This is a genomic window from Streptomyces sp. NPDC007896, assembly GCF_042959425.1.
Classification (GTDB): Bacteria; Actinomycetota; Actinomycetes; order Streptomycetales; family Streptomycetaceae; genus Streptomyces.
This window is the reverse complement of sequence record NZ_JBIBKX010000001.1, coordinates 243,250-256,121: the sequence shown is the minus strand read 5'-3', so window position 1 is coordinate 256,121 and position 12,872 is coordinate 243,250. Positions and strand designations below refer to the sequence as shown.

The window sequence follows — 12,872 nt, the reverse complement described above, 5'->3', positions numbered from 1 at the left end:
CCGGACAAGCGGGTCAACTGGGATGATCGCGGTATGACGCAAACCGACGGCTATCTCCTCGACAACCGGCAGACCGAGGCGGGAAAGCGCTTCGACGCCTTCGCCACTCTCTTCGACCCCACGACCTTCCGGCACATCGAGCGCTTCGGCATCGGGTCCGGCTGGCGCTGCTGGGAGGTCGGCGCGGGCGGCACGTCCGTGGTGTCCTGGCTCGCCAAGAAGGTCGGCCCGACCGGGCGGGTCGTCGCGACCGACATCGACACGTCGTGGGCGGCCTCCGCGGCCCGCCCGCCGGTCGAGATCCGGCTGCACGACGTGGGCGCCGAGGAACCGCCGGGGGAGGGCTTCGACCTCGTGCACGCACGGCTCGTGCTGGTCCATGTACCGGACCGGGAGCGGGCGTTGCGGTCGATGGTCAAGGCACTGCGGCCCGGCGGACGGCTTCTCATCGAGGACGCCGACCCCGCGCTGCAACCGCTGCTCTGCCCCGACGAACACGGCCCCGAGCAACAGCTCGCGAACCGGCTGAGGCAGGGCTTCCGCAAGCTGCTCGCCGAGCGCGGCGCCGACCTCTCCTACGGCCGCAAACTCCCTCGCCTGCTGCGGGAGGCGGGGCTGCGCGAGGTGGAGGCCGACGCGTACTTCCCCGTCACCTCGACCGCCTGCGCGGACCTCGAGTCCGCGACGATCCGTCAGATCCGCGACCAGCTCGTCACCGCGGGACTCGCCACCGACGAGGACATCGACCGCCACCTGGCCAACGTGGCCTCCGGCTCGATGGACCTGGCGACCGCGCCGATGATCTCGGCCTGGGGACGCAAGTAGCGCCGCTACCGGACCCGCGCCCCCTCGGGCCTGCCCCCGACCCGCTCCACCGCCATCGCCCCCGCCCTGCACCCCTCCACCGCCGCCGCCTCGGGCTCGGCGCCCGCGAGAAGGGCGGCGAGGAACGCTCCGGTGAAGGCGTCGCCGGCGCCCGTGGTGTCGCGAGGGTTCGCGGGCACCGCCGGGACGTGGGCCCGTACGGCACCCGAGCGGGCCACCAGGGCCCCGTCGGGGCCCTGCTTCGCGACGACCAGGGGGACGTGGCGGCTCAACTTGGCCGCCGCGTCCGCCGGATCGGGCAGGCCCGTCAGCAGGAACGCCTCGTCGCGACTGGGCAGCAGCAGATCGACGCCCTCGGCGAGCGCGAGGAAGCGGTCCACGCCCAGTTCCGTGAGGAACCCCGCCGACGCGGGGTCCAGGCTGACCGGTACCCCCCGCGCGCGTGCCGACTCCAGAGCCACCGACACCAGCGCCCGGCTCGGCTCGGAGAAGAACAGATAGCCCGACAGGTGCAGTCGCGCGACACCGTCCAGCAGCGCGGGCGACCAGTCGTCGGGGCCGAGCCGCAGGGAGGCCCCGCTGTCGGTGAGGAACGTCCGCTCGGCCGAGGCATCCTGGTCCACCAGGCAGATCACCGTCCCCGTCGGCGCCTGCGGATCGACGACGAGGAGGGGGCGTACGCCGCAGGTCACCAGCTCACGCTCGTGCCAAGCGGCGGAATCCGCCCCCACCCGGCCCAGCAGCCGCACCTGCGCGCAGCCCCGATGCGCGGCCCAGCACGCGACGTTGGCACCGGCCCCGCCCGGCAGGGTCCGGATCGCGGCGGCCGTGTCGGTGCCCGCCGCGAGCGGCCCGTGGTGCCGGGCGACGATGTCCGTGACCACGTCACCGACGACGAGCAGCGCCCCCGGCGCCGGGCTCACGTCCCGCCCAGCACCGTCCCGGTCCGTCCGGTTCGCGCCCCGGCCCGGACCGCCGTCGCGATCCGTCCCGTTCACGCCCCGGCCCAGGCCGCCGCGATCCGTCCCGCGAGTCGCACGTTGCCGCGCACCGCCGCCAGATTGGCGCTCAGCGACGCGCCGTCGGTGTGCCGCACCAGATGGTCGAGCAGGAACGGCGTCACGGCCTGCCCGCTCACGCCCTCCGCCTCGCACGCCCGCAACGCCTCGGCGAGCACGCGCGCGTGGAGCGCGGGATCGAGCTGCTCCTCCTCGGGGACCGGGTTCGCCACGATGAGCGCCGATTCCGGGCCGTCCAGCGCGTCCTGCGCGCGCATGACGTCCGCCACCTGTCCCGGGGAGTCCAGCGTCCAGTCCACGGGATGCCCCGAGTCGGACAGATAGAAGCCGGGGAAGCGCCCCGTGCCGTACCCGGCCACCGCGACGCCCAGTGTCTCCAGGCGCTGCAGCGTCGCCGGCACGTCCAGGATCGACTTGACGCCCGCGCACACCACCGTGATCCGGGTCCGCGCCAGCAGACCCAGGTCCGCCGACTCGTCCTGCGTCACCGTCCACTCCCGGTGCACCCCGCCGAGGCCGCCCGTCGCGAACACGCGGACACCCGCGAGAGCGGCCAGCAACGCCGTCGCGGACACGGTCGTCGCGCCGCTCGCGCCCGCCGCCACCGCGAGCGGCAGATCGCGGTGCCCCAGCTTGCGGATCCCGTCCTCGTTGGCGACCCGCTCCAACTGCTCCTTGTCCAGTCCGACATGGGGCCGCCCGTCCAGCACGGCGATCGTCGCCGGTACGGCGCCCTCCTGCCGTACGACGTTCTCCAGCTCCAGCGCGACCTGCAGATTGCGCGGGCGGGGCAGCCCGTGCGCGATGATCGTCGACTCCAGGGCCACCACCGGCCGGCGCGCGTCGAGCGCTTCCCGCACCTCTTCGGACACCACGATCACGTGCCTGCCTCCTGTCTGCCGCCTTTCCTCATCTCTGGCGGGCGGCGCGCCCGGTCAAACCCTTGCGACCTGCGGCGTACGACACCAGCCTGGGGGCATGACGGACAACTCGGCACGTCTTGACCATGTCGTCCTCTGGGTGCGCGATCCGGTCGCCTCGGCCGACTTCTACGAGAAGACGGTCGGCCTGGAACCCGTGAGGGTCGCCGAATACGCGGAGGGGAAGGCACCGTTTCCCTCCGTGCGCCTCGGTGAAGAGACCATTCTCGACCTCATGGCCCTTCCCATGGCCGCGTACATGAACATGATCCCGGGCGCCGCGGACAGCGCGGGGCACCCGGTCAACCACGTATGTCTGTCCTTCCAGAAAGCCGATTTCGACGCGCTGCACACACGTCTGGAGGAACGGTCCGTCCCCCTTTCGGGCTTCTCGTACGACTCCTTCGGCGCCCGTGGCATGGCCAAGCGCAGCTTCTACTTCCAGGACCCGGACGGAAACGTCTTCGAGGCACGCCACTACGACTAGGTTCCGGGCTCTCCGGCCACCCTGCGCGTGAGGCTTTCTCGCATGCCCTTAAGGTGACCGCTCATGACCACGAACACGCAGGCCACCCCGTCCTTCGCCGTGCACATCCCCGACGCCGAGCTGGAACCGGAGCCCCTGGACCCGGCTCAGATCGTCTCCGGCGACCCGGTGGTGAGCGGCAAGGTGCTGTGGGAGTCGGCCGACGGCAAGCAACTGCGCGGCATCTGGCAGATCACGCCCGGCGTGGTCACGGACACCGAGGCCAACGAACTCTTCGTCGTCGTCAGTGGCCGCGCCACGATCGAGGTCGAGGGCGGTGACGTGATCGAGGTGGGTCCGGGCGACGCGGCCGTGCTGCGCGAGGGCGACCGTACGACGTGGACCGTGCACGAGACGCTCCGCAAGGCGTACCACATCAGCCTCTGAGGCCGTTGGGCGCTCACCGGCGGCTTCGGCCTCGGCGCCGCGTGAACAGCGCCAGCCCGCCCAGCGGCACCAGCAGGCACGCGGCGAGGAGGTTCAGCCACCCGTAGCTCGCCTGTGCGACGACGAGACCGGCGGTCGCCCCACCGACACCGGCCGCCGTGTTCATGGTCAGGTCGGACACCCCCTGGGCGGCGGCCCGCGCGGCCTGGGGCACCGAGTCCGTCAGGAGCGCCGAGCCGGACACGAGCCCGGACGACCAGCCGAGACCCAGCACGAAGAGCCCCGCGGCAATCTGCCCGTGGCTGCCGCCCGCCGTGCCCGCGAGGAGCGCCGCGCAGGCCAGCAGGCCCACGGCGAGCCCGATCCCGGAGAGCCGCCCGAGCCGGTCCGAGAGCCGCCCCATGAGGGGCGAGAACGCGTACATGCCCGCGATGTGGCCACTGATCACCAGCCCGATCAGATCGATGCTCGCCCCGTGGTGTCCGAGGTCGACGGGGGTCATTGACATGATCGAGACCATCGCGGTGTGCGAGACGGCCACGGTCACGAGCGCCAGCCTGGCCCGCGGCGAGGCGGCGACCGCGGCGAAACCGGCGCGGATGGAACGCGCCTGAGCCGACTGCTCCTCGACGGGCGCCAGCGCCCGGGCGGTCAGCAGGGGATCGGGACGCAGCAGTACGGCCACCAGCAGCGCGGAGAGGAGGAAGACTCCGGCCGCCCAGAGGAACGGCCCCGCCGCCTCGGGTATCCCGAGCCCGGAGACGCTGCGTCCGGCGGGTGCGGCGATGTTGGGCCCCAGCACCGCTCCGATCGTGGTCGCCCACACCACGTTCGAGATGGCCCGGGCACGCCGCTGCGGCTCGGCCAGATCGGCGGCCGCGAACCGCGCCTGGAGGTTCGCCGACGAGGCCGCGCCGAAGCCCGCCATGCCGAGCAGCAGCAGCGGAAAGCTCCCCAGACAGGCGGCGACCACGACGACGCCCGCTCCCGACGCCCCGATGAGGTACGCCAGCACCAGGCCCGGTCGGCGTCCTCGCGCCGTCATCAGCGCGGCCAGCGGCACGGAGAGCACCGCCGTTCCGGTGACCGTCGCGGTGGGCGCGAGCCCGGAGAGCGACTCGGTGCCGCTGACCTGCTTGGCCAGCACGGTGGCGAGCGCGATGCCGGTGGCGACGCCGAGCCCGCCGAGGATCTGACCGGCGATGAGTACGGCGGTGATACGGCGCCGCAGCGCCGGTATCTCCTCGGCGTCCACGGGTACGGCGAGCTGCCGCTCGACGGAGGTCACGGCGAACACTGGGATGCGCTGGAATCGGCTCGGGTCACCGGCGCAGTTTCCAGCCCGCGCCCCCACATGAACAAGGGATATCGCGAAGCGATGAGCGCTGTCGGCTCCGCCGGTCCGGCAGATACGGCAGCCCACACCGGGCACGCCAGGCACCATACACAGCCGCCGGCCGCCAGCCCCGCCCGTCAGAACAACGGCTCCGGCAGCACCCCTTCCAGCGCCAGCAGCTTCCGCTTGGTCTCCAGGCCGCCCCCGAACCCCCCGATGCCGCCGTCGCTCTCCACCACCCGATGGCACGGCACGACGACCGGCAGCGGGTTCGAGCCCATGGCCACGCCCACGGCCTGCGCCGCGCCCGGCTGACCGACCCGCCGGGCCAGATCGCCATAGCCCACGACCCCGCCGTACGGAACTCCCGCGGCCAGCTCGCGCAGCACCTGACGGTTGAACCCGGAGATCAGCGACCAGTCCAGCGGCAGCTCGAAGTCCCGCCGCTCGCCCGCGAAGTACGCCGCGACCTGGCGTATCGACTCGGCCAGGAGCGGCGACCTGGGCGCCTCGACCGGCTCGGTGCCCAGACGCGCGGCGAGCCGCTCGAGTGCCTTGTCGCGCACCGCGTCCGTGGCGTGGAAGACCACGTTCACCAGGCCGTCCGGTGTCGCCGCCAGCAGCAGCGGACCGATGTTCGTGCCGACGACGGCCCACACGACCCGCTGTTCGTCCTGCCCATCGCTGTTCATGCGATCCACCGTACGATCCGCCACTGACAATGCCCGCGGCACGGACGCCGCCCGGCGTCCGCACCACGGGCGAGAGGTCCGCCGGCGACCGTTCAGGTCTGTTGCAGAGCGCTCCGGATCACGTCGGGCTTGTTCGTGATCACGCCGTCCACGCCGTAACCCGCCAGGCGCCGCGCGGTGTCCGCGTCGTCGATGGTCCAGGCGAAGACCTCCATCGGCCGGCGGTGCGGTCCGACGAACGAGTGGACCGCGGAGACATAGCCGGACGAGAGGGAGGTGTGGTCCGGGTTGATCAGATCGGCGAACCGTGCGAACTCGTGCAGGCGCGCGAGCGACGGCTTGCCCAGGAAGGCCGTCGTGATCCCCGGACGCAGTTCGTGGACCGTCCGCACGCTCTGCTCGCTGAAGCTCTGGACGACCAGCCGGTTCCTGAGATGGTCCGGATCCAGCCAGCCTTCGTTGCTCAGGACCTTGAGGGTCTGCCGCTCGATACCCGGATAGAGCTCGGGGTTCTTGATCTCCAGCACGAGCTTCTGGTGATTGTGCGAGACGCGGTTCATGTACTGCTTCAGCGTCGGCACACGTGTGCCCGCGTACCGGCGACCGAACCAGCTGCCCGCGTCCAGGCGCGCGATCTCCGCCGCGGTGAAGTCCTTGACCTTCCAGGGAGCCCGGCGGGGATAGACCTTCTTGACGTCGGTCGTACGCGCCAGGCTTGCGTCGTGGAGCACGACGAGCTCGCCGTCCTTGGTGCGCTGGACGTCGTTCTCGACCCAGTCGAAGCCCATCGCGGCCGCCTTGTCGATGGAGGCGAGGGTGTTCTCGGGCGCGTGGGCGGACGCTCCGCGGTGCGAGACGATCACCGGAGCTTTGCGCAGGGAGCCGGCCTGTGCGTGGGAGGTGGGCAGTATCAGGACGGTTCCCCCGACAAACGCGGCGGTCGTGGCGGCGGCAACGCGCGCGTGCATACGTACTCCTCGCGTCGAGCGATCACAGACAGGTCAAGAGTGACAGCAGAGAGTCAACGACGGAGGGGTACGGGATGGACACGGATTGAATGGAGTTGACCAAGTCCGCTCACCGGCATCACACAGGTGCGGCGAGGTCGTGATTCTTTGCCGGAAAATCGTTCGACCATTCAGGTGAGGGTCATACTCTCTGCCTCGACCCCGGCCGTTGTTTCGGTCCTGAGGGTGGGGGCATTTCCGGGAATTTCTGGCGTAAAAGGGCGGGAAGGGCAGCCGCGCATGCAGGGCACGGTCGACGGCTTCAGTTACGGACTCGTCACACCGCTGGTGGCGTACCTCATGGCCTGCCTGGGTGGAGCGCTCGGCCTGCGCTGCACCACCAGATCGATGCTCGTCGCCCACTCCTGGCGGGCCGGCTGGCTCGCGCTCGGCTCGGTGGCGATCGCCTCGGGCATATGGACCATGCATTTCATAGCCATGATGGGGTTCACCGTGAAGGAGACCCCGGTCCACTACGACAAGCCGACGACATTCGCGAGCCTGGGCGTTGCCATCGTGATGGTCGGCATCGGCATCTTCATCGTGGGTTACCGGGGCGCCACCGGAACGGCGCTCTTCACCGGGGGCACCATCACCGGTCTGGGAGTCGCCTCGATGCACTATCTGGGCATGGCCGGCATGCGCCTCAACGGGAACCTCGAGTACAACACCCTCACCGTCTCCGCCTCGGTGGTCATAGCCGTCGTCGCCGCCACCGCCGCTCTGTGGGCGGCGGGTCAGGTCCGGGGCTTCCTCTGGAGCGTGGGCGCCAGCCTCGTCATGGGGCTGGCCGTCAGCGGTATGCACTACACGGGCATGGCCGCCCTCAGCGTCCATCTCCACGGCACGTCCAGCCGTCCCGGCGGCGACTCGGCCGCCGCACTGCTCGCGCCCATGATGATCGGCCCGCTGGTCTTCCTGTGTCTGGCGGGCGTCGTCGTGATGTTCGACCCGCTGATGGTCATGGGCAAACCCGACTGGAGGCCCACGGAGCACCGGCCCGGCGTCCCGGCCCACCCCACGGTCCAGTACGTCGGCCGCCGCCCCCTGCCGCGAGCCGGCCGGGAGCGCGGCCACCGCAGCTCACGCACCCCCCAGAACCGGTGATCCGGGCCCGTTGTCAGTGCGGGGTCGTACGGTGGAACCCATGCGGCCCGTATCAAAGATCGAACGTTCGGTGGCGCCCTTCGAGGTCGTCAGCCCCTACCAGCCGAGCGGTGACCAGCCGGCGGCCATCGCCGACCTGGAAAAGCGCATCCGCGCGGGTGAGAAGGATGTCGTCCTGCTGGGCGCGACCGGCACCGGAAAGTCCGCCACCACCGCGTGGATGATCGAGAAGCTCCAGCGCCCCACGCTCGTCATGGCACCGAACAAGACGCTGGCCGCCCAGCTGGCCAACGAGTTCCGCGAGCTGCTGCCGAACAACGCGGTCGAGTACTTCGTCTCGTACTACGACTACTACCAGCCCGAGGCCTACGTCCCGCAGTCGGACACCTACATCGAGAAGGACTCCTCGGTCAACGAGGAGGTCGAGCGCCTGCGCCACTCCGCGACCAACTCGCTGCTCACCCGCCGTGACGTCGTGGTGGTCGCCTCGGTCTCCTGCATCTACGGCCTCGGTACTCCACAGGAGTACGTGGACCGGATGGTTCACCTCAAGGTCGGCGACGAGATCGACCGCGACGACCTGCTGCGCCGTTTCGTGGACATTCAGTACACGCGCAACGACGTGGCCTTCGCGCGAGGCACCTTCCGGGTCCGCGGCGACACCATCGAGATCTTCCCGGTCTACGAGGAGTTGGCCGTCCGCATCGAGATGTTCGGCGACGAGGTCGAGGCCCTCTCCACGCTCCACCCGCTCACCGGCGAGGTCATCAGTGACGACACCTCGCTGCATATCTTCCCGGCGTCCCACTACATCGCGGGGCCCGAGCGCCTGGAGCGCGCCGCCAACGACATCGAGAAGGAACTGGGGGAGCGCCTCGCCGAGCTGGAGAAGCAGGGCAAGCTCCTGGAGGCCCAGCGCCTGCGCATGCGTACGACGTACGACCTGGAGATGCTCCGCCAGATCGGCTCCTGCTCCGGCGTCGAGAACTACTCGATGCACTTCGACGGCCGCGAACCCGGCTCCCCGCCGAACACGCTGATCGACTACTTCCCGGACGACTTCCTGCTCGTCATCGACGAGTCGCACGTCACGGTCCCGCAGATCGGCGCCATGTACGAGGGCGACGCCTCCCGCAAGCGCACCCTCGTCGACCACGGCTTCCGGCTGCCCTCCGCCCTGGACAACCGCCCCCTGAAGTGGGAGGAGTTCCAGGAGCGCATCGGCCAGACCGTCTACCTGTCGGCGACGCCCGGCAAGTACGAGCTCTCCCGCGGGGACGGCTTTGTCGAGCAGATCATCCGTCCTACCGGCCTGATCGACCCCGAGGTCGTCGTCAAGCCCACCGAGGGCCAGATCGACGACCTGGTGCACGAGATCCGGGAGCGCACCGAGAAGGACGAGCGTGTCCTGGTCACCACGCTCACCAAGAAGATGGCCGAGGACCTCACCGACTACTTCCTGGAGCTCGGCATCCAGGTGCGCTATCTGCACAGCGACGTCGACACCCTGCGCCGCGTCGAGCTGCTGCGCGAGCTGCGCTCGGGTGAGTTCGACGTCCTGGTCGGCATCAACCTGCTGCGCGAGGGCCTCGACCTGCCCGAGGTCTCCCTGGTGTCGATCCTCGACGCCGACAAGGAGGGCTTCCTGCGCTCGGGCACCTCGCTGATCCAGACCATCGGCCGTGCGGCGCGCAATGTCTCCGGCCAGGTCCACATGTACGCCGACCGGATCACCCCGGCGATGGAGAAGGCCATCGAGGAGACCAACCGCCGCCGGGAGAAGCAGGTCGCCTACAACGAGGAGAGGGGCATCGACCCTCAGCCCCTCCGCAAGAAGATCAACGACATCGTGGCGCAGATCGCCCGCGAGGACGTCGACACGGAGCAGTTGCTCGGCTCCGGATACCGCAAGGGCAAGGACGGCAAGGGAGCCAAGGCTCCCGTGCCCTCGCTCGGCGGCAAGGCGGCCAAGTCCGCCAAGGGCAAGGCCAAGGAGACGGTGCCGACCGACCGCCCCGCGGCCGAACTCGCGGAGCAGATCGAGGAGATGACGGAGCGGATGCGGGCCGCCGCGGCCGACCTCCAGTTCGAGATCGCGGCACGGCTGCGCGACGAGGTGTCGGAGATGAAGAAGGAACTGCGCCAGATGAAGGAGGCGGGCCTGGCCTGAGGCCCCCGCCCACCGTGCCGGACCTCGGCGGATGCGCGCTGTGTTGCAACACCGACACAAAGCGCGCCCCAGGGTTCGGCACGGTCGTCGGCGCTGCGTAGGGTTCTGGACATCCGCGGACTCCGCGGCAACAGGGGACAGCTCGAGAGGGGAACAGCGCGTGACGGTCAACATGACCAAGGGTCAGGCCATCAGTCTGCAGAAGAACGACGGGGGCACCCTGACCGCGGTGCGCATGGGGCTCGGCTGGCAGGCGGCTCCCCGGCGCGGCCTGTTCGGCTCGCGCACCCGGGAGATCGACCTCGACGCGTCCGCCGTGCTGTTCGCGGACAAGCAGCCCGTCGACGTGGTGTTCTTCCGTCACCTCGTCAGCGACGACGGATCCGTGCGGCACACCGGTGACAACCTGGTCGGCGGCGTGGGCCAGGGCGGCGACGACGAGGCGATCCTCGTCGACCTCCAGCGTGTCCCGGTCCACATCGACCAGATCATCTTCACCGTGAACTCCTTCACGGGCCAGACGTTCCAGGAAGTGCAGAACGCGTTCTGCCGTCTGGTCGACGAGACCAACGGCCAGGAGCTCGCCCGCTACACGCTCGCGGGCGGCGGCCAGTACACCGCGCAGATCATGGCGAAGGTGCACCGCGCGGGCCCTGGCTGGCAGATGACGGCCCTGGGTACACCCGCCAACGGCCGTACCTTCCAGGACCTGATGCCCGCGATCCTGCCGCACCTGTAGGCAGCGCGGCGCCCGGCACACGAAGCGACACGGGGGGACAAGGCGATGACGGCGGAGCTGGTCCGGGGGCAGAACCACCCGCTCTCCCAGGCCCGTCTTGAGGTCCGCGTATCGGCCGGCCGGCCGATCGTGGCCGGGGCCACGCTCAGCGACGAGCAGGGCAGGGTCCGGGGCGTCGAATGGGTGGCTCACCCCGGCGCGCCGACCCTGCCCGGACTCGAGGTCTCCAAGCAGGCGGCGGCCGACCACCGCCTCGCGTTCGACCTGGACGCCCTGCCGGGGAGCGTGCACCGCGTCAGCGTGCTGCTCGCACTGCCGACCGGTGTCGGTGGCCCTGTCCGGTTCGGGGCCGTCGCCGCCCCCTTCCTCGCCGTCACCGGCCTCGACGGCTCCGAGGTCGCCAGCTACACCATCACCGGCCTGGACACGGAGTCGGCCGTCGTCGCCCTGGAGCTCTACCGCAGGCAGGGCGCCTGGAAGGTACGCGCGGTCGGCCAGGGCTACGCGGGCGGCCTCGCCGAACTCCTCACCGACCAGGGCCTGTCCGAGGCCCAGCAGCTCGCGGGCAGCATCAACGAAGCGGTGGCCCAGGGGCTGGCCCGCTCGGTGTCGGCACCCCCGCCGCGTACGGCGGACACGGACCGCTCACGGCAGGCGGCCGCCTCGGCCCCGGGACCGGACCACCCGTACGCCGGACCGCGGGGCGCCTCCGGGACCGTACCGCCGCAGTCCCCGTACGACGCGCCGGGTCCGCAAGGCGCCACGGTGCCGCAGTCGGGCCACCCGGGAGGCCCCGCGCAGCCCGAGGCCTCCGCCGTCACCCAGCCGTCCGCTCCCACGGGTGGCCCGGTCAACTACAGCCACCCCGGCAGGCAGACCGCCGCGCCGCCCCCGTCTCCGCCGACCGCACCACCGGCCGCGCCGGGGCAGCCCGCGCAGCCCGTCGCCGGTGACGCGACCGGCTGGTCCATGGAGGAGCGGCTCTACAACCAGGTGTGGGGCATGTTCGAGGACCTGGCGCGCACCACGGCCGCGTATCGCAGCGCCGTCGACTTCGCCGACTCGCGCATGGAGCAGGAGCTCGACAAGGTCCTGTCCGACCCGCGCAGCCGGATCGGCGGGCAGGGCGACGCCGCGCGTGGGGCGGCCCAGGCCAAGCGCGCGGGTCTGGTCGACCAGGCCCGCGCCGCGCTCGACCGGGACCTCGCCCAGCTCGCGGCCGAGGCCGAGGTGGTCGAACCCGCGCTGCCCACGGCGTACGCGTCCTGGGACAACCCGGTCTGGCACGGCTACCGGGTGCCCATGGAGATCCCCATGGCCCTGCGCCTCGGTGACCTCCGGTTGCCCGAGAGCGAGAACCTGAGCATCCCGATGCTGGTCCGGCTTCCGCTCGAACGTGGCCTGTGGATCGACAGCGGACGGGCCGGCCTCGGCGACCCGCTCGCCGACTCCGACGAACTGCGCCGCCTCGCCATGGACACGGCGGTGGCGCACGCCGCCCGGCTGCTCGCCGTCTATCCCGCGGGTGAGTTCACGGTGCAGGTGATCGACCCGGCCGGTTCGGGAGCCTCGTCTCTCGCGCCGCTGGTGCGTTCCGCAGTCCTCGACGGTCCGCCCGCCGCCGGTGCCGCGGGGGTGGGCGAGGTGCTGGCCCGGCTCACCCAGCGTGTCGACCTGGTGCAGATGGCGGTGCGCGGCGGTGTGGCCGACTCGCTGCCGCCGGACCTCGACACCGCCGAACAGCTGCTGATCGTCAACGACTTCCCGCACGGTTTCGACGACCGCGCCGTGACGCAGTTGCGCTATCTCGCGGACGAGGGACCGGCCGTCGGCGTCCACCTGATGATGGTCGCGGACCGGGAGGACGCCGCCGCCTACGGGCCGCTGCTCGATCCTCTCTGGCGTTCGCTGTTGCGACTCACCCCGGTGCCCGACGACCATCTCGCCGACCCGTGGGTGGGACACGCCTGGACGTACGAACCCGCGCTCGTCCCGCCGGGCAGTCAGGTGCTCCAGCAGGTGCTCTCCCAGGTGGCGGCGGCCCGCCGCTCATGGAACCGCTGACCCTCAGAAGGCTTTACCAAGCATCAGTAAAGCGCCCTGACCAGGGTGTTTGGTCTTTCTTTTACTCATCACTTTACCTT

12 protein-coding genes are annotated in these 12,872 nt (G+C 70.9%); 7 read left to right on the top strand and 5 right to left on the bottom strand.

The annotated features are described in order from the left end of the window. The first annotated feature begins 33 nt into the window (after positions 1 to 33). Complete coding sequence (locus ACFZDJ_RS01155; RefSeq protein ID WP_391055235.1) at positions 34 to 825, top strand: methyltransferase domain-containing protein; 792 nt, start codon at positions 34 to 36, stop codon at positions 823 to 825. Positions 826 to 830: 5 nt separating this feature from the next. Here ACFZDJ_RS01155 and ACFZDJ_RS01150 read toward each other — a convergent pair whose 3' ends face one another. Beyond that, positions 831 to 1,748, bottom strand: a complete 918-nt coding sequence (locus tag ACFZDJ_RS01150) for a PfkB family carbohydrate kinase (RefSeq protein ID WP_391055232.1) — start codon at positions 1,746 to 1,748, stop codon at positions 831 to 833. A 71-nt stretch (positions 1,749 to 1,819) separates the two neighbouring features. Then, positions 1,820 to 2,725, bottom strand: coding sequence for a pseudouridine-5'-phosphate glycosidase (locus tag ACFZDJ_RS01145; RefSeq protein ID WP_384905990.1), 906 nt, complete (start codon positions 2,723 to 2,725; stop codon positions 1,820 to 1,822). A 97-nt stretch (positions 2,726 to 2,822) separates the two neighbouring features. On the opposite strand from ACFZDJ_RS01145, the gene ACFZDJ_RS01140 reads away from it, so the two are divergent. Together ACFZDJ_RS01140 and ACFZDJ_RS01135 are read left to right on the top strand one after the other, a co-directional pair. Further along, on the top strand, positions 2,823 to 3,251 hold the full coding sequence (locus tag ACFZDJ_RS01140) for a VOC family protein (protein WP_390928314.1): 429 nt from the start codon (positions 2,823 to 2,825) through the stop codon (positions 3,249 to 3,251). 63 nt (positions 3,252 to 3,314) lie between these two features. Beyond that, entirely contained in the window at positions 3,315 to 3,677 is a 363-nt protein-coding gene (locus tag ACFZDJ_RS01135; protein ID WP_384905992.1) for a cupin domain-containing protein, read from the top strand. Positions 3,678 to 3,690: 13 nt separating this feature from the next. On the opposite strand, the gene ACFZDJ_RS01130 is transcribed toward ACFZDJ_RS01135, so the two are convergent. The 3 genes from ACFZDJ_RS01130 to ACFZDJ_RS01120 form a co-directional block, all read right to left on the bottom strand. After that, on the bottom strand, positions 3,691 to 4,965 hold the full coding sequence (locus ACFZDJ_RS01130; protein ID WP_168508086.1) for an MFS transporter: 1,275 nt from the start codon (positions 4,963 to 4,965) through the stop codon (positions 3,691 to 3,693). 185 nt (positions 4,966 to 5,150) lie between these two features. Further along, positions 5,151 to 5,705, bottom strand: coding sequence for a methylated-DNA--[protein]-cysteine S-methyltransferase (locus ACFZDJ_RS01125; protein WP_391055228.1), 555 nt, complete (start codon positions 5,703 to 5,705; stop codon positions 5,151 to 5,153). A 92-nt stretch (positions 5,706 to 5,797) separates the two neighbouring features. Next, positions 5,798 to 6,673 carry a glycerophosphodiester phosphodiesterase family protein gene (locus ACFZDJ_RS01120; protein ID WP_391055226.1) on the bottom strand — a complete coding sequence of 292 codons (876 nt, stop codon included), beginning with the start codon at positions 6,671 to 6,673 and terminating at the stop codon, positions 5,798 to 5,800. A 279-nt stretch (positions 6,674 to 6,952) separates the two neighbouring features. Here ACFZDJ_RS01120 and ACFZDJ_RS01115 point away from each other — a divergent pair, with 279 nt between their 5' ends. The 4 genes from ACFZDJ_RS01115 (at position 6,953) to ACFZDJ_RS01100 (ending at position 12,792) form a co-directional block, all read left to right on the top strand. Next, positions 6,953 to 7,819, top strand: a complete 867-nt coding sequence (locus ACFZDJ_RS01115) for an MHYT domain-containing protein (protein ID WP_168508083.1) — start codon at positions 6,953 to 6,955, stop codon at positions 7,817 to 7,819. Positions 7,820 to 7,859: 40 nt separating this feature from the next. Then, positions 7,860 to 9,989, top strand: coding sequence for an excinuclease ABC subunit UvrB (uvrB, locus tag ACFZDJ_RS01110; protein ID WP_391055223.1), 2,130 nt, complete (start codon positions 7,860 to 7,862; stop codon positions 9,987 to 9,989). Positions 9,990 to 10,149: 160 nt separating this feature from the next. Then, positions 10,150 to 10,728: a TerD family protein gene (locus ACFZDJ_RS01105; protein ID WP_054235941.1), complete on the top strand. Its 579-nt coding sequence runs from the start codon at positions 10,150 to 10,152 to the stop codon at positions 10,726 to 10,728. A gap of 45 nt (positions 10,729 to 10,773) precedes the next feature. After that, positions 10,774 to 12,792, top strand: coding sequence for a TerD family protein (locus ACFZDJ_RS01100; protein ID WP_391055221.1), 2,019 nt, complete (start codon positions 10,774 to 10,776; stop codon positions 12,790 to 12,792). The last annotated feature ends 80 nt before the right edge of the window (positions 12,793 to 12,872 follow it).